Origin of the sequence: Microbacterium sp. CFBP9023 (genome assembly GCF_034045055.1) — a bacterium.
GTDB lineage: Bacteria > Actinomycetota > Actinomycetes > Actinomycetales > Microbacteriaceae > Microbacterium.
Genome location: NZ_JAXCWI010000004.1, coordinates 1 through 16,426 on the forward strand (window position 1 = coordinate 1; position 16,426 = coordinate 16,426).

At 68.5% G+C, this 16,426-nt stretch carries 10 protein-coding genes and 1 pseudogene; 9 read left to right on the forward strand and 2 right to left on the reverse strand.

The window, feature by feature from the left end:
* From SOM10_RS17560 to SOM10_RS17580, 5 genes and pseudogenes are all read left to right on the forward strand, one after another.
* Nucleotides 1-552 (forward strand): annotated as a pseudogene (locus SOM10_RS17560) (hypothetical protein); the annotation flags it as partial.
* A gap of 83 nt (nt 553-635) precedes the next feature.
* A complete protein-coding gene (locus SOM10_RS17565) occupies nt 636-1,442 on the forward strand; it encodes a DUF5819 family protein (protein ID WP_230100871.1) in 807 nt (268 codons plus the stop codon).
* Nucleotides 1,439-2,671 carry an HTTM domain-containing protein gene (locus tag SOM10_RS17570; protein WP_320491383.1) on the forward strand — a complete coding sequence of 411 codons (1,233 nt, stop codon included), beginning with the start codon at nt 1,439-1,441 and terminating at the stop codon, nt 2,669-2,671. The genes SOM10_RS17565 and SOM10_RS17570 overlap by 4 nt, the downstream gene beginning before the upstream one ends.
* Before the next feature lie 150 nt (nt 2,672-2,821).
* Nucleotides 2,822-4,891, forward strand: a complete 2,070-nt coding sequence (locus tag SOM10_RS17575; RefSeq protein ID WP_056276610.1) for an acyl-CoA dehydrogenase — start codon at nt 2,822-2,824, stop codon at nt 4,889-4,891.
* A 132-nt stretch (nt 4,892-5,023) separates the two neighbouring features.
* Nucleotides 5,024-6,070 (forward strand): NAD(P)-dependent alcohol dehydrogenase, encoded by a 1,047-nt coding sequence (locus SOM10_RS17580; RefSeq protein WP_320491384.1) that lies wholly within the window; start codon nt 5,024-5,026, stop codon nt 6,068-6,070.
* 149 nt (nt 6,071-6,219) lie between these two features.
* Here the strand turns inward: SOM10_RS17580 and SOM10_RS17585 are convergent, their stop codons facing one another.
* Together SOM10_RS17585 and SOM10_RS17590 are read right to left on the reverse strand one after the other, a co-directional pair.
* On the reverse strand, nt 6,220-6,894 hold the full coding sequence (locus tag SOM10_RS17585; protein ID WP_295100767.1) for a GntR family transcriptional regulator: 675 nt from the start codon (nt 6,892-6,894) through the stop codon (nt 6,220-6,222).
* Complete coding sequence (locus tag SOM10_RS17590) at nt 6,894-7,613, reverse strand: GntR family transcriptional regulator (RefSeq protein WP_187248890.1); 720 nt, start codon at nt 7,611-7,613, stop codon at nt 6,894-6,896. The genes SOM10_RS17585 and SOM10_RS17590 overlap by 1 nt, the downstream gene beginning before the upstream one ends.
* A gap of 207 nt (nt 7,614-7,820) precedes the next feature.
* On the opposite strand from SOM10_RS17590, the gene SOM10_RS17595 reads away from it, so the two are divergent.
* The 4 genes from SOM10_RS17595 (at nt 7,821) to SOM10_RS17610 (ending at nt 16,386) form a co-directional block, all read left to right on the forward strand.
* Nucleotides 7,821-8,471 carry a GntR family transcriptional regulator gene (locus SOM10_RS17595; RefSeq protein ID WP_150115204.1) on the forward strand — a complete coding sequence of 217 codons (651 nt, stop codon included), beginning with the start codon at nt 7,821-7,823 and terminating at the stop codon, nt 8,469-8,471.
* Nucleotides 8,472-8,529: 58 nt separating this feature from the next.
* Nucleotides 8,530-9,096 (forward strand): DNA-3-methyladenine glycosylase I, encoded by a 567-nt coding sequence (locus SOM10_RS17600; protein ID WP_320491387.1) that lies wholly within the window; start codon nt 8,530-8,532, stop codon nt 9,094-9,096.
* A 169-nt stretch (nt 9,097-9,265) separates the two neighbouring features.
* On the forward strand, nt 9,266-10,396 hold the full coding sequence (locus SOM10_RS17605) for a serine/threonine-protein kinase (RefSeq protein WP_230100873.1): 1,131 nt from the start codon (nt 9,266-9,268) through the stop codon (nt 10,394-10,396).
* On the forward strand, nt 10,396-16,386 hold the full coding sequence (locus SOM10_RS17610; RefSeq protein WP_320491390.1) for an Ig-like domain-containing protein: 5,991 nt from the start codon (nt 10,396-10,398) through the stop codon (nt 16,384-16,386). The genes SOM10_RS17605 and SOM10_RS17610 overlap by 1 nt, the downstream gene beginning before the upstream one ends.
* Nucleotides 16,387-16,426 lie beyond the last annotated feature (40 nt).

The window sequence follows — 16,426 nt, forward strand, 5'->3', positions numbered from 1 at the left end:
GATCCGAACGCGTCGGCGGCCGCGGCGGCCAACGCCTCGTCGTCGGCCACGGCGTCCGCGACGGCGGCGGCTGATGCTTCCGCTGAGGCTGCTGCCGAGGCATCCGCCTCGGCGACTGCTGAGGCCTCGGCGTCTGCAGACGCGGCAGCCGACCCGACCGGACCGATCGCCATCACGATCAAGGTCCCGGTTCTGGAGCGCGGTGAGAAGCAGACGGCGGTCGGCACCGGGTTCCAGCCCGGCGAGTCCGTCACCGGTGTGATGACGTCCGAGCCGATCGCACTGGGCACCCAGGTCGCCGATGCGCAGGGCACGGTCACCTTCACCTGGACGATCCCCTCCGGCACCGACCTCGGAACCCACGCCGTGACACTGACCGGAGCGACCTCCGGCAGCGTGTCGGCCTCGTTCCAGGTCGTGGCCACGGGCCTCGCCACCACCGGTGGTGAGATCCAGGGCGGGTGGATCGCGCTGGCGGCTCTGCTGCTGATGCTCGGACTCGGGATGACAAGGGTCGCGCGTTCCAGACGGCCGCTCGTCCAGACGGAGTAACGCAGTGCAGGAACGCTGAGAGGTCGGGGCCGTCGCTGCGGCGGCCCCGACCTTCAGCGGTGAGAAGGATGTGGATGGGCACGATGACTGAGACCTCACCCGAAGTGCAGGATGCGGCGGTCGCCGCGACCGCCCCTCGACCGCGCCCGACCTGGTGGGTGAAGCTCATCGCGTTCGCCGCGTGTCTGCTCACCCTGTGGCACGTGGGGGCGTCGTTCCTGTGGATCGCTCCGTACTCGGCGCTCCGCGAGATCCCCACGCAAGAAGTCCTCGCCGGGTACATGCTGCCGATGTTCGGGCAGTCGTGGAGCGTCTTCGCGCCCGAGCCCATCAACGGCGACTACCACTTCAACGTGCGTGCCGTCATCGAGAAGGACGGCGAGGAGATCGAGACCGGGTGGGTGAGCGCCACCGACGTCGAGCTCTCGATGATCCGCTACAACCTCTTCCCGCCCCGAGCAGGGATCCAGTCGAGCGAGGTCGCGAGCGGCCAGATGAACGCCTACAACAAGCTGGACGACGACCAGAAGGCCGTCGTCGGGCTCGACTTCGCCGAGGATGGCTGGGAGGAGTGGATGGTGCGCTCCTTCGACGAACTCGAGGGCGACAACCCGTCGACCGACGCGTACATGGCGGAAGAGCACCTCTCCACCGCCTACGCCACCCAGGTGGCCTATGCGATCTGGGGCGCCGACTCCGTCATCAAGGTCCAGTACCGCGTGAGCCGCCAGAACGTGGTGCCCTATGCGGATCGCAACGATCCGAGCGCGCAGCGCCCCGACCCCACGTTCTCGACCACCGGGTGGCGCCTGCCTATAGAAGAGGAAGGGCAGAGTCGCGAGAACTTCGCGAACACCTTCCGCGCCCAGTTCGAGAGGATCCAGCCGTGAGCGCGCCCACCAAGACCGCGCCCCAGACGAACGGCGCCGCGAACCGGGACCGGAAGAAGGATGCTGCCGGGCGGTCGACCGTGACGGCGCCCGCTCCGGCATCCGCTCCACCCGCCTCTGCCCCCGAGCCTTCGCCGCCGCGCATGCCTGCGCCTGCCGCCCCGCCTCCCCGGTCTTTCGTGACCCGCCTGCTGAGCTTCGCCTCGTCGATGATCGGCGGACTGTGGTCGATGGTCCTCTCGGCGATCGACCGGATCTCCGCGTTCGTGGGGGACTGGCTCTTCAACGGCAAGAAGGCCCTCTACGGTCTCGCGGTCACCCGCATCCTCTTCGGCATCACGGCGATCGGCCTGCTCGCGTCGAACTTCAGCACTCGTCTCTATACGTTCGGCTCGGGGTCGGCGTGGAACGGCGAACTTGCCGAACCCGTCAGCGAGTTCCCGAAGATCTGGATCTTCAGCGCGTTCCATGCCGCGATGGGCAATGACGCGCTCTACACCGCCCTCTATCTGCTGCTCGGCGTGCTGGCGATGCTGTTCGTCCTCGGCTGGCGTTTCCGGATCGTCCTCCCGGTGTTCTTCTGCCTCTGGGTCGGGTTCATCGAGGCGAACGACATGGTGGGCGATCAGGGCGACAACATGTTCCGCATCGCGCTGCTCCTGCTGTTCTTCGCCGACCCGGCCGCTCGCTGGTCGATCGATGCCAGACGTCGTGCCAAGAAGGGGGAGTGGTTCGCTCCGGGAAGCCAGCCCGCCCTCCTGGGAACGGTCTTCCACAATCTGGCCCTCGTGGCGCTGACCGCGCAGGTGTGCTTCGTGTACGCATCGGGTGCTCTCTACAAGGCGGGAGGTGCGCCCTGGGAAGAGGGCTACGCGGTGTACAACCCTCTGCAGACCGCTCGGTTCGGCACGTGGCCGGTGCTGAGCGACCTGGTCACGACCTGGGGCCCGATGGTCGTCGCGGCGACCTGGGGTTCGATCATCCTGCAGGTGGCGTTCCCGCTGATGCTGCTCACACGGCCCACTCGGCTGATCGGCCTCATCGGCATCCTCTCCTTCCACATCGGCATCGGCGTGCTGATGGGGCTGCCGTGGTTCTCGCTGACGATGATCGCGATCGACTCGATCTTCATCCGCGATCGGACGTGGGCGCGGTTGAGCGAAGGGACGAGACGGCGGTGGGAGCAGGCGCAGACCGCGCCTCCCGCGCCCGCACGCGTCGAGGCCTGAGGCTGCGGCTGGGCTGAGACTGTGGTCTGACGACAATCCGACCGGGCGCCGTCCCGGGAGCTTGTTGGAGGATGCGCACACAGCAGTTCGCTCCTGGTTGTGGCAGACCTACCATTGGAGTATCCCTACTTCCCTCTGAGAGGAACGCTCATGGTCGACGCCGCCGTCCGTCCGAAGACGACTCGCCCGCACACCGACAGCGCAGATGCGAACCTGCGGTTCGATGTCGCCCGGGTCACCGATCTGCTGATGGGCACCTGGGCTGACACGCGCCGCGAGGCGCGCGAACTGATCAAGGATTCGGCGTTCTGGCGCGATGACGCGCTGAGCAAGGACGAGCACCGCGAGCGCGTGCTCAGCCAGCTGCACCTGCTCGTCGAGAACAAGGCAGTGCACCGGGCGTTCCCGACCGCACTCGGCGGAGAAGACAACAACGGCGGCAACATCGCCGGCTTCGAGGAGCTCGTCGTCGCCGATCCGAGTCTGCAGATCAAGTCGGGAGTGCAGTGGGGGCTGTTCGGCTCCGCCATCCTGCAGCTCGGCACCGCCGAGCACCACGAGAAGTGGCTGCCCGGTGTCATGGATCTCTCGATCCCCGGCGCCTTCGCGATGACCGAGATCGGGCACGGCTCCGACGTGGCAGCGGTCGGCACCACCGCTACGTACGACCCGAGCACCGAGGAGTTCGTGATCAACACGCCGTTCCGCGGCGCGACGAAGGAGTACCTCGGCAACGCGGCGCTGCACGGCGTGGCGGCGACGGTGTTCGCTCAGCTGATCACGAACGGCGTGAACCACGGGGTGCACTGCTTCTACGTGCCGCTGCGCGGCGAAGACGGCGTCGATCTTCCCGGCATCGGTCGTGAGGATGACGGACTCAAGGGCGGACTCAACGGCATCGACAACGGCCGCCTCAGCTTCGACCACATCCGCATCCCCCGCACGAACCTGCTGAACAAGTACGGCGATGTGGCGGCCGACGGCACGTACTCGAGCGCGATCGACAGCCCCGGTCGCCGCTTCTTCACGATGCTCGGCACGCTGGTGCAGGGACGGGTCTCGCTCGACGGCGCCGCGTCGTGGGCTTCGGCTCTCGGGCTGAAGATCGCGATCACCTACGCGACGCAGCGCCGCCAGTTCGACGGAGCAGACGGCCAGGAGGTCGTGCTCATGGACTACGGCAAGCACCAGCGCCGCCTGCTGCCGCGCCTGGCGACGACCTACGCGCAGATCTTCGCGCACGACGAGTTCCTGCAGAAGTTCGACGGCGTGTTCTCCGGCCGCATCGACACCCCTGATGACCGTGAGGACCTCGAGACCCTGGCAGCAGCCCTCAAGCCGCTCTCGACCTGGCACGCGCTCGACACCCTCCAGGAGGCTCGCGAGGCCTGCGGCGGAGCGGGCTTCATGTTCGAGAACCGTCTCGTGGGACTTCGCGCCGACCTCGACATCTATGTCACTTTCGAGGGCGACAACAATGTGCTCCTTCAGCTGGTCGGCAAGCGGCTGCTCACCGACTACGCCAAGCAGTTCACCGGCAAGGATGCTGCGGCCCTGGCCAAGTTCGCCGTAGGCATGACCGCCGGCAAGCTGTTCCACGGCGCAGGCCTTCGTCAGTTCGGCCAGTCGGTCGTCGACCTCGGTCAGGTCTCGCGTTCGGTCGAGAACGGTCTGCGTGAGGAGCAGCAGCACCAGCTGCTCGCCGAGCGCGTGCAGCAGATGGTCGCCGACATCGCCGGCCGGCTGCGTCCGGCGGGCAAGGACAAGGCCCTCGGCGCGAAGCTGTTCAACGAGAATCAGGCCGAGCTGATCGAGGCGGCCCGTGCGCACGGTGAGCTGCTGCAGTGGGAGGCGTTCACGGATGCCGTCCACCGCGTCGACGACGCCGACACCAAGAAGGTGCTCACGTGGCTGCGCGACCTCTTCGGTCTGCAGCTCATCGAGAAGCACCTCGCCTGGCACCTCATCCACGGGCGTCTCTCGACGCAGCGCGCCGCCGCGGTCTCGCGATACATCGACCGTCTGTGCGCCAGGCTCCGTCCGTACGCACTCGACCTGGTCGACGCGTTCGGCTACGAGCCGGAGCACGTCCGGGCGCCCATCGCCTCCGGCGCCGAGCGCGTGCGGCAGGACGAGGCTCGGGAGTACTACGCGGCGCTCGCGGCATCCGGTGACGCCCCTGTGCTGGAGAAGGCGCTCAAGAAGAACGCGAAGCGCTGAGGTTTCCTCCTCGCTCCGCTGACGAAGGCCGGGATCAGTGGTCCCGGCCTTCGTCGTCGGTGGTCAGGTGCCGCAGAGGAGGGCGCGAGTAGTGTCGATCTGGCCCATCCGCACCGATCAGAGGAGTCCGAGATGACCCGTGTCACCGCCTATGCCGCACCCAACGAGGCCGCACCGCTCGAGAAGACCGTCATCGAGCGCCGCGAGCTCGGCCCGAACGACATCCTGATCGACATCGCGTTCGCCGGCATCTGCCACTCCGACATCCACACGGTGCGCGGAGACTGGGGGCCGCAGCAGTACCCGCTCGCACCCGGACACGAGATCGCCGGAACCGTCGCGGCCATCGGATCGGATGTCACCAAGCACGCCGTCGGCGATCGGGTCGGCGTCGGCTGTCTCGTGAACTCGTGCGGAGAATGCCGCAACTGCCTGCGCGGCGACGAGCAGTTCTGCTCCAACGGTGCGATCTTCACCTACGGCAGCACCGACCGTGACGGCAGCGTCACTCAGGGCGGATACTCCGAGCAGGTCGTGGTGACCGAGTCCTTCGCCGTGCGCATCCCCGACGCGCTCGGGCTCGACGTCGCGGCACCCCTGCTCTGCGCAGGAATCACCACGTACTCCCCGCTGCGGCACTGGAACGTCGGACCCGGCACGCGCGTGGCAGTCGTCGGCCTCGGCGGACTCGGCCACATGGGCGTGCAGATCGCGCACGCTCTCGGAGCAGAGGTCACCGTGCTGTCGCAGACGCTCAGCAAGAAGGATGACGGCCTCCGTCTCGGTGCCGATCACTACTATGCGACGAGCGATCCCGAGACGTTCCGCTCGCTGCGCGGGTCGTTCGACGTCATCCTCAACACGGTCAGCGCGGTCGTCGACCTCCGCGCCTACCTCGGTCTGCTCGACGTGGGCGGGTCGATGGTCTGCGTGGGAGCCCCCGCAGAACCGCTCTCAGTGAACGTCTCGTCTCTGATCGGCGGGCGTCGATCGCTCGCGGGGTCCAACATCGGCGGCATCCAGGAGACCCAGGAGATGCTCGATTTCTGCGCCGAACACGGCATCGCAGCCGAGATCGAGATCATCAGCGCATCGCAGATCAACGAGGCGTACGAGCGCGTGCTCGCCTCTGACGTGCGCTATCGCTTCGTGATCGACGCCGCGACCATCGCCGACTGAGTTCCGGAGGGGGTCCTCGGGGTACGCCCCAGGGGACCCCCGTCGGTTGCTCCCCTGGGACCGTTCGCGCAGTGGGTGCGGCGGTGTGGGTCGGGGTGGTGCTGGGCCTGTGCGGCGGGGCGGCGCGGTAGCCGTAGCCGTAGCCGCGCTCAGTTCGCGGGATCCGGCTCGCGGTAGTACTCGAGGAAGTTGCTGCGCGTCGCGGCGTGCAGCTCGTGGATCAGATCTCCGGCTCGTTCGCCGTCACGGGCTTCGGCCGCTGCAGTGATCGCGCGGATGAAATCGCGCGCCTGGAGAGGCGTGACGAGGTTCTCGCGAGGCGTGAGGAAGCGCACCAGCTGCAGCGACAGGGTCTCGGCCTTCGCTCGCAGCACGGAGTTCGTCGCGGCGCGGACGACGACGAGGAAATACCGGCGGATCGCTCGTCCGAGAGCGGCCGCGTCATCTGCATCCACCGCATCCTCGACATGCGCCAGCTCGCGACGCAGGTCGGCGATATGCGCATCCGCGAGGTCGGCGGTGGTGGTGCGGGCAAGGTGCTCGTGGATCACTCCGATCACGAACAGGCTCTCGTTGATCGCCGCGACGTTCACCGGGGCCACCCGGGTGTGACGGTGCGGCACCAACTCGACGACGTCCTCCTCGGCGAGTCGATTGAGCGCCTCGCGGATCGGGGTTCTGGACGACCCGAGCCACGTCATGAGCTCCTCGTCGTGGAGAACTTCCCCGGGTTCCAACGTCCCGTCGAGGATCGCCCCGAGGATCGTGTCGTAGACCTCGTCGCGAAGCAGCCGCCGCGGCGGAGGTGTGTCCCTCGTGGGCATCACGCGTCCTCGCTTCCGCGCCGCTCAGCTGTATCGGCGCCAGCAGCGACCTGCGGGCTCGATTCGGCCGCATCTCGTGCCTGCACGCTTGCGGCCCCTGCAGTGAAGTACGCCTGTGCGGCCAGGGCTGCGGCATCCGCGTTCCCTGTGGCGGCGGCGGAGGCAAGTGCGTCGAGCGCGGCCGATGTGTCGGTCGCGTCGAGTGCGCCGGGTCGAGCGGTGATCATCCGGGTGACGTGGGGCACCGACTTCTCGCGGATGCGCTGAACGAGGGTGTTGCGGTAGCGGTCGACGAACACGTTCATCAGGTTGTTCACGATCCGTGCGCGTTCGAGGGCGTTCGAGGTCCGGCTCACCGTCGTGTGCAGGTCGGCGATCTGCGTCCGGTCCGCGTCGGTGAGGAGCGGGACAGCCTCGCGCACCGTCGCCGAGTACACGACGCCGAGCATCTCCATCTCCTCTGCGAACCTCGTGGGATCGAGAGGTGCGATGCGGGTGCCCCTCTGAGGAAGCACTTCGATCAGCCCCATGCCGGCGAGCCGGTTCACCGCCTCCCGGATCGGCGTGCGCGAGGCGCCCAACCAGCTCTCGAGCTGCTTATCGGAGATCGGCTCTCCTGCGGCCAGGTCACCGGCGACGATGGCATCCAGAAGCGTGTCGAAGATCTGGTCGCGCAGCAGCTTTCGGGGCATTTGCGCCGGGGTCTTGGGCACAGGCATGGGTCAATGCTAGTCGGAATCATCTGGGTACCTGATATATCAATCGCCCGCAATATATACCCATGCCCTGGCTCTCGGTGGATGAGGCGACGACTTCAGGCAGGGTGCCCGAGCATTGAAATATCAGATGATTTGTGTCCGCGGCTAACTTATGTCATCCTCTAATCATCCAATATGTTAGTTGATGAGAGCGATGTGATCATGCCCATGGGCTCCCTTGAGGACCAACTGCGCCCGCAGCTTCTCAGCGGTCTCGCTTACGAGCGCCTGCTCGCCGAGATCGTGAGCGGCCGCATCCCGCCCGGCCAGCGACTGCGGCTCGATCTGCTCGCCCACGCGTGGGCCGTCTCCCGGACGCCGGTGCGCGAGGCGCTGCAACGGCTTGTCGAGATGCGGTTCGTCCAGGTGTCTCCGAGCGCCGGAACTCGTGTGGCGGAGTGGTCGCGCGCTGACATGATCGAGCGCGCTCACGTCGTCGGTCGCCTGATCGTCGAGAAGAGCTGCATCGGCCCGCCCGTGCGCACGCACCAGCAGTCGACGCGACTGGCGGACGAGACCTGCGAGCTGCTCGGCTACCTCGAGCTCTCCGAGATCCTCATCTCGCGGGAGCTCGGCCGTCTGGGCCCCCGCCTCGCCCGCGACCACATCGACCCGCTGCGGCTGTTCGTGGATCCGCAGACGGCCCGCCACCACGGCATCGATCTCGACACGGATCGGGCCTCCCGCCGCCGTCTCCTCTCCGCCGCCCTCGCCGCCATCGAACGACAGGATGCTGCCGCGGCGCGCGAAGCCCTCGACGGGTTCTCGACGTCGTTCATCGACGCGCTCGGATCCGGCCCCGCAGAGGCCGCTGCGTAGTCCCGGCAGGAGAGCCGGGATCACCCGCCGTGTCGGTGGCGGCGGCTAGCGTGGGCTCATGACGTCTCTGATCGCCGGCCCCGACCTCCGCGACCGATGCGGGTGGGTGGGCGACGACGCCGAATACCGCCGGTATCACGACGAGGAATGGGGCACCCCGCTCCACGGCGACCGGGCGCTGTTCGAGAAGATGGCCCTCGAGGGGTTTCAGGCGGGGCTCTCGTGGATCACCATCCTGCGCAAGCGCCCCCGGTTCCGCGAGGTCTTCGCCGGCTTCGAGCCCGAGCGGGTCGCCGAGTTCGACCGATCCGACGTCGAGCGGCTCATGGCGGACGCGGGGATCATCCGCAACCGGGCGAAGATCGAGGCCACCATCGGCAACGCCCGAATCGTGCGCTCGATGGCAGACGGCGAGCTGGATGAGCTGATGTGGTCGTTCGCGCCGGCATCGGGACCGCGGCCCGCATCGTTCGCGGATGTTCCGGCGGTGACGCCGGAGTCTACGGCGATGAGCAAGGAACTGCGTCGTCGCGGCTTCCGATTCGTGGGTCCGACGACGTTGTACGCGCTCATGCAGTCCGCGGGCATGGTCGACGATCATGTGGTCGGGTGCTGGCGCGCCTGACCACCGAGGCGTGCTGGGCGCGCCCGCCGTGTCGGGGCGAGTGCAGGGGCGATCGCCCGCCTTCGGGATCGTCCACACCCTCGATATACTCGTGGTCGGGGGGATCGCCCAGCGCGGCGCGCAGGGATCATGCAGAGCGCGGTCTCCCGACCGACCGTGAGGAGCATGGGTGGCCACGCGCATGGCATCGACACCGCCGACGCTGGCGGGGTACAGCTATGTGCGTCCGCTCGGATCCGGCGGGTTCGCAGATGTCTTCCTCTACGAACAGGACATGCCGCGACGCGTCGCCGCTGTGAAGGTGCTGCTGGCGGATGCCGTGAACCGCGAGGTTCTCCGCACCTTCAACGTCGAGGCCGACATCTCCGCGCGGCTCAGCGCCCACCCCTCGATCGTCACCATCTATCAGGCGTCCATCTCTGCAGACGGTCGGCCGTACTTCGCGATGGAGTACTGCCCCGACACCATGAGCGCCCGGTACAAGAAGGCGCCGCTGGCGCTCGCCGAGGTGCTCGACACGGGCGTGCGCATGGCAGGGGCCCTCGAGACCGTGCACAGGGCCGGACTCCTGCATCGCGACATCAAGCCGTCCAACGTGCTCATCAACTCCCTCGGCGCCCCCGTGCTGGCCGACTTCGGCATCGCGGCCGCCGTGATCGACGAGGGCGACGGAGAGACCATCGCGATGTCGGTGCCGTGGAGCTCGCCGGAGGTGCTGCAGGAGCGCGTCTCCGGATCCGTCCCGAGCGAGATCTGGAGCCTCGGAGCCACCCTGTACACGCTCCTCGCGGGAAGAAGCCCGTTCGAACGCGCCGACCGAGGCTCCAACTCCCGCGACCAGCTCACCGAGCGCATCATCAAGGCGCGCTATACCGCGGTGCCGATACCCGGCATCCCGCCGATCATCGACGAGATCTTCGCGACCGCGATGCACCGTGATCCGGCCAGACGGTTCGCAAGCATGGCCGACTTCGCGGAACGCCTGCGCTGGGCGCAGTTCGAGCTGGGTCTGCACCCGACGGCCTTCGAGGCGGCGTCCGCTGAATGGGCCGCAGCAGCGCCCGTCAGCTTCTCCGACTCCAGCGCCCGCGGCCCGGTGATCACCACCGTCGCCCCCGACTCGCGACGTGCAGTGCGCGCCGCGAAGCAGCAGGCGATGCCGCGCGACCGCGACGAACTGCCCGCCGCGCGTGCGAAGACCCGCTCGCCCCTCGTCGCCGGCGTGATCGGCGCGTTGATCGGAGCGGCGGTCCTCGGTGGCGTCGGCGTCGGCGTGCTCTACCTGACCGGGGTCCTGTGATGGCCATCGGCGACCGCGCTCGCGCGGAGGCGAACCCCCGATCGCGCGGACGCCTGATCGCGGCCATCTCGGGTGTCGCCGCCCTGGCGGTGGTGCTCACGCTCGCCATCACGGCCCAGGGATACCAGTCGCAGGAGGTGCCCCGCCTCGAGTCGTCCGTCTGGGTCATGCGCGACAGCGGCCAGTACGCCCGCGTGAACACCGAGCTCGCCGAGATCGACACCGTGCGCAACGTCGACGATCCCGAGGCCGTCTGGCAGAGCGGCTCGGCGGCCGTCATCTACGCCCAGGGCAACAGGCAGCGGTGGGATCTCGACCCCGCGAATCCCGCCGACCTGCTCTCCGACGCGTCGGATGAAGGCACGCCGATCGCTTCCGAGCCGACGCCGGCGGGCACGCGGGAGATCCTGTCGGCCGGTGCCTATGTGGCGTATCGCACCGACACCGGCCAGGTATCGGTCACCACTCTCGAGGCGGGTGCCGCCACTGCTCTCGTCGACCCGTTCGCGGGCGTCGAGGTCGAGGAGGGCGAGGACCCTCCGACGTACACGGCGGATGCGATCGGGCTGTCGCCCGCGGGCCTGCTGGTGCTCTTCTCCGCAGACGAGGGCGCGATCCGCCGGTTCGACATCGACGAGCACCGCTTCCTCGGCGATCCCGAGTCCGTCTCGCAGGCTCCGGATGCCGCAGAGGGCCTCCTCGTCACGGTCGTGGGCGACCGCTGGGCGATGCTCCAGGCGGGCACCGGCGAGCTGTGGCTGCAGGGGCGCGACGAACCCGTGGAGCTGGACGTCGCTGAGGACGCGCGTCTCCAGGAGGGCGCTGAGTCGGGCGAGAACGTGTCGATCGCCGACTCCGACGGACTCGTGTCGGTCGATCTGGATTCCGGAGAGTCGGAGCGGGTCGCTGACGCGTCGGGCGTGCCGGCGATGCCGGTCGTCGTCGACGGCGAGGTCTATGCCGCCTGGCTCGACACGGGTGCGGGCACTCTGTGGGCAGGTGGCGAGACCGTTCCGCTGCGTGTTCCGGACGAGGCCCTCGACTCTTCGACGATCGAACCGGTCTTCCAGGAGAACGGCGATCGAGCGGTGCTGAGCGAGATCGGCACCGGACTCATCTGGACGGCCCCCGACGGCGTGCTCATCCCGCTCGAGCAGTGGGCGATCGAAGACGACACCGAGCAGCAGGAGGGCACGATCATCGTCGAGGACGTGGCCGAGCAGATGCCGCCCGTCGCCGTCGACGACGCATTCGGTGTCCGTGCGGGCGAGCAGGTGATCCTGCCGGTGCTCCTCAACGACCACGATCCGAACAAGAAGGACGTGCTGTCGATCGATCCCGAATCGGTCTCGGGCGGGCTCGGCGACCCGGCGTTCGGTGACCTGACCCTCGTCGCGAACGGGCAGTCGCTGGTGGTCGACGTCAAGGCGGGCTCGGGGCAGGCGAGCTTCACATATGCGGTCGCCGACGGCGCCGCGGTGTCGGCTCCGGCGACCGTGACCCTGACCGTCGTCGATCCGGGAGCGAACTCCGCGCCCGTGTGGTGCGGAGTCGACGCCTGCCAGCAGGAGTGGCCGACGCCCCAGCTCCTTCCGGGCGGCAGCACGGTCGTCTCGGCGTTGTCGGGCTGGGTCGATCCCGAGGGCGATCCGTTCGTGCTCAGCGATGCCTACGAGACCGATTCCTCGTCGCCCGTCATGGTCGTGCCGATGGCCGACGGACGGGTGGCCATCCGCCACACCGACCCGAATGCCGCGGATGCCGTGATCTCGGTCACCGTGGTGGTCGAGGACGTGCACGGTGCGACCGCGGAGAAGACCCTCGATGTGCAGGTCACAGGGAGCCCGGCTCTCGTCGCCTCGCCGGTCGCGCTGACCGCGCGTGTCGGGGAGCTCCAATCGGTGCGCATCTCGGATCATCTGTCCGGCGGCTCCGGTTCGTATCGTCTCGTCGACGCCGTGCAGACTGCGGCGACCGCGCAGGGACTCGAGGTCAACCCGAACGCGGCATCCGGCACCGTCGAGATGACGGTGGCCGAACCGGGGCAGTACGTCGTCACCTACACGGCTCAGGACGTCACCACCCAGGCCGAGCAGTCGGCCGTCATCCGCATCACCGCGGTCGACGGATCCGCGGGCCTCGCGATGGCACCGCTGACCGCGTTCGTCCGCGAGGGCGAGGACACGACGGTCGACGTCATCCGCGCCGTGCAGAACACCAGTGGTCGGGTGCTGATGCTGGCCGATGCGGTGAGCTCGACGCCGCAGCTCGGCGTGCGTGTGGTCGGCAACGAGAGCATCCGGGTGAACGGCACCACGGAGGACGGCGAGCCCGGGGTGATCGGCAAGGCCACCGTGACGATCGCCGACGGCACCGGCGCCGCAGTGCAGGGAACCGTCACGGTCTTCCTCACGCCGCCGTCGACGGTGACGCGTCCGATCGTCTTCCCCGATGCGATCACCGTGCGCGCAGGTTCGCTCACGCGTATCGCTGTCACGGCCAACGACGTGGCGCCGCGAGGGGAGCCTCTGGTCGTTCTCCCCGAGGTGACCGGCTCGGGCGAATCGGGTGAGCTCGTCTTCGCCGACCGCAACGCGCTGCGCTACCTCGCACCCACGACGCCCGGCACCTACCGTCTGTCGTACTCGGTGTCACTCGAGCGCAACCCCGCCCTCGCCGACAACGGTGTCGTGACGGTCACGGTCGTGCCTCCGGGCACCAACCGTGCCCCGACGCCGTCGACCCTGACCGGCCGAGTCCTCAGCGGTCAGACCGTGTCGCTGCCTGTGCCTTCGACCGGCATGGACAGCGATGGTGATCGAGTCGTGCTCGCGGGCGTCGACCAGCCCCAGAAGGGTGCGGGCACGGCGACGATCTCGGCCGACGGCGACGCGATCGTCTACCGGGCGCCCGCGGGCGGTGTCGACGGCGGTCAGGTGAGCTTCGGTTACACGGTGCGCGACCCGCAGGGCGAGCAGGGGACGGGCACCGTCCGCGTCGGCGTGCTCGACGCGGACATCGATGACGCGGCGCCCGTGACCTTCAGCGACTACGTGCGCGTCGAGGCCGGGTCGACGACACCGATCGTCCTCGACCCGCGTCTCAACGACCTCGATCCGGCGCAGAGCGAGCTCGAGATCACCGAACTCGTCCCGAACGCGCCACCGGTCAAGGGGAATCCGCTCTACGACCGCCTGAACGCGCTGATCGATCCCGACACCTCTCTCGAAGACGGCCGTGTCGTGCTGCGCGCGGGAGACACCGCCGGCACGAACTCCTACTTCTATACGGTCAGGTCCACTCGCACATCCAGCACGGCGCAGGGTCTCATCGTCGTGACCGTGACCGACGGTGCGGTCGCCGACCAGCCGAGCGTCGCCGACACGGTGCTCACTGCGCGCGATCGGGAGGAGCTCCCGGATCGCGGCATCGACGTCGTGACCGATCGTGTCAGTTGGCCCTCGGGTGACGCCTCCTCCCTCACCTTGAGCCTGTGGGGCGACCAGCCCGGGTTCACTGTTCAGGGGAACCGCATCGTGGGCGCTGCCCCCGAAGACGGTGCGCTCGTTCCGTTCCAGCTGAAGGGCGAGGGATCGGGCGGCAGAGCGGTGGTCGCCTACGGGTTCCTGCGCATACCCGCCTTCGACGACATGCAGGTCCAGCTCAAGCCCGCCTCGACTCCTGTCGTGGTCGACGAGGACGCCTCGGTCTCGTTCGATGCGGCCGACTACGTCGACCTGACCTCCTCAGATGCCCTCGAAGTGGGATCCGGGCAGTTCACCGCGCAGCGGGCAGCCGCGTCGTGCTCCGCCGAGGGTGCAGGCAGCGTGACGTATCGCGCCGGCCGTGAAGCGCCATGGTCGGACACCTGCCTGGTCCAGGTGCGGTTGCAGGGGCAGGAGCGCTGGTCGTTCATAGACGTGCCGATCAGCATCCGTCCTGCCGAGCCGCAGCTGCTGCTGTCGTCGATCTCGCACACGATCGCCCCCGGAACCACCGAGACGGTCGACATGTACGCGAACATGGCCGCGTGGGAGGGCGGACGTGAGGGTGACGCGGGATCCCTCGAGTACCGGATCGTCTATTCGGGCTCGGCCTTCATCGTCACCCGAAACGGGCCTCAGCTGACCATCGAGGCACGCGCAGACGCGCGACCCGGCAACGCCGAGAACGTCAGCGTCACGGTGCCCCAGTACGGCGAGCCGTCGGCATCCGTCCGCCTCGTCGTCGGAGCCGCGCCGCCGGATGCGCCGCGCGGCGCGACCTTCACGAAGCAGTGCATCGTGACGAACCCCAGCTGCACCATCGACGTCGTCGACGTCGCCGGGGAGTACGACCCGTTCGCCGGGAAGCCCGGATCGGGCCTCCGACTGATGTCCCTCGGCGGGGGCACACGATGCGATGTCGCGTCGATCTCGACTTCGGGAAGCAAGGCGATCACGGCGAGCTGGCCCGGCGGAGGGCAGGCGCCGGGTGGACAGTGCATCATCCCCTTCGTCGTGCAGGATGCGCAGGGGCGCACCGGCACCGGAACCCTGACCCTCGATCTGCAGGGCTTCCCGCAGGCACCCGCCAGCGTCACGACGGTCGGATTCACCCGCTCGACCGTGGTGCTCGACGTGCCCCTCGGTGAGGCCGGTCGCGCGCACCCCGGCGTCACGGGGGTCGAGATCCTGCAGGACGGAGCGCCGGCGAACGCGTCGTGCAGCCCGGCGGCAGGTGCCTACCGGTGCACGGTGAACGGACTCGTCAACGGAGCGCCGCACGTCTTCACCGCGGCGGCCGTCAACGCGGTCGGCACATCGGCGGCGACGTCACCGCACACCAGCTGGGCGTACGCCGCCCCTGTGGTGTCGAAGGCGAACGCCACACCCGTCTATCGCCCCGGCAGCACGGAGCGCGGGCGCGGCATCGTCGCTCTCGCGGTCGACGCGTCGGACGACTCCCTCGCGTTCCGCATCGAGGAGACCGGGCAGGTCATCAACCGCACCGGCGCGACGACGACGGCCGACATCGCGCTGGCGCCGGGCCCGCAGAACATCACGATCGTCCCGATCAGCCAGTTCCAGCCGCCGACGGGTGACGGTGGAAACGAGGGCGGAGCCTTCCGCACGTCCGTCACCGCTGCGGGAACCGTCTACTTCGACCCCTCGGGAGCACGCGCGACCGCGACGTCGAACACCTCGATCGACGTCTCGGGAGTGGCAGCGCAGCCGAACGGCAGCGCCCTCGGCATCGACGTCGTGTACCTCGCCTGGCGATCGGGCAATGCGAGCTGCACCGCTGACGGCGACGGTCGTCTGCAGGTCTCGGGTGCGGAGGCGCAGTCGTCGTCACCCACCCTCACCAAGCTCGCCGAGTACTCGACCTACAACGTGAAGGCGTGCGCATCGAACGGCTTCGGCGTCGCCGAGTCGGCGACCACCCAGGTCTTCACGTTCACCTTCGTGGAAGGCCCGAAGGGCAACACGAGCTACACGATCGCCACTCAGCCGTCGGTCCAGGACAACCGCTATTCCTACCGGCTCGAGTCGGCGCCCGACATCGCCGTGCGAGACGGCTTCGTTCCGCAGTACTACATGTACGGGTCGTGGCGGTCGGACTTCCAGCTGAGCACCGACTCATCACCGTTGCCGGTCGGGGCGCGCTCCTGCCACGCGGTGCTGCGGGAGTACTGCTCCGATTCGGTCGAGATCTCGCCCCGGACGGCGCCGACGACGGTGGCCGTGCAGTTCCGCGAGTGCGTGCCCGCCAACCCGGATGACGCGTTCGTCGTCAGCCCTGCCGCCCGCGGGTCGTACTCCCTCGCCGTGACTCCGAGGATCGTCGACGGCATCTCCATGGTCGACATGAAGATCACGTGGACGGGCGCTTTCAGTTCGCTCAAGCCGATCACGCACCGCGTGACGCTGTGCACGCAACCGGAGCCGGAGCCGGAGGATCCGAAGGACTCCGACAAGCCCGCCGACCCCGCCGATCCTGCCGGATGAACCCGCCGCGATGACGACTCCCTCCTCCCCACCGCCCTGC

Bases quoted from the DNA above. Each gene is read 5' to 3' on its own strand.
- SOM10_RS17590 (WP_187248890.1), bottom strand. From the start codon at position 7,613: ATGCCTGTGCCCAAGACCCCGGCGCAAATGCCCCGAAAGCTGCTGCGC.
- SOM10_RS17565 (WP_230100871.1), top strand. From the start codon at position 636: ATGACTGAGACCTCACCCGAAGTGCAGGATGCGGCGGTCGCCGCGACC.
- SOM10_RS17585 (WP_295100767.1), bottom strand. From the start codon at position 6,894: ATGCCCACGAGGGACACACCTCCGCCGCGGCGGCTGCTTCGCGACGAG.
- SOM10_RS17600 (WP_320491387.1), top strand. From the start codon at position 8,530: ATGACGTCTCTGATCGCCGGCCCCGACCTCCGCGACCGATGCGGGTGG.
- SOM10_RS17580 (WP_320491384.1), top strand. From the start codon at position 5,024: ATGACCCGTGTCACCGCCTATGCCGCACCCAACGAGGCCGCACCGCTC.
- SOM10_RS17610 (WP_320491390.1), top strand. From the start codon at position 10,396: ATGGCCATCGGCGACCGCGCTCGCGCGGAGGCGAACCCCCGATCGCGC.
- SOM10_RS17595 (WP_150115204.1), top strand. From the start codon at position 7,821: ATGGGCTCCCTTGAGGACCAACTGCGCCCGCAGCTTCTCAGCGGTCTC.
- SOM10_RS17575 (WP_056276610.1), top strand. From the start codon at position 2,822: ATGGTCGACGCCGCCGTCCGTCCGAAGACGACTCGCCCGCACACCGAC.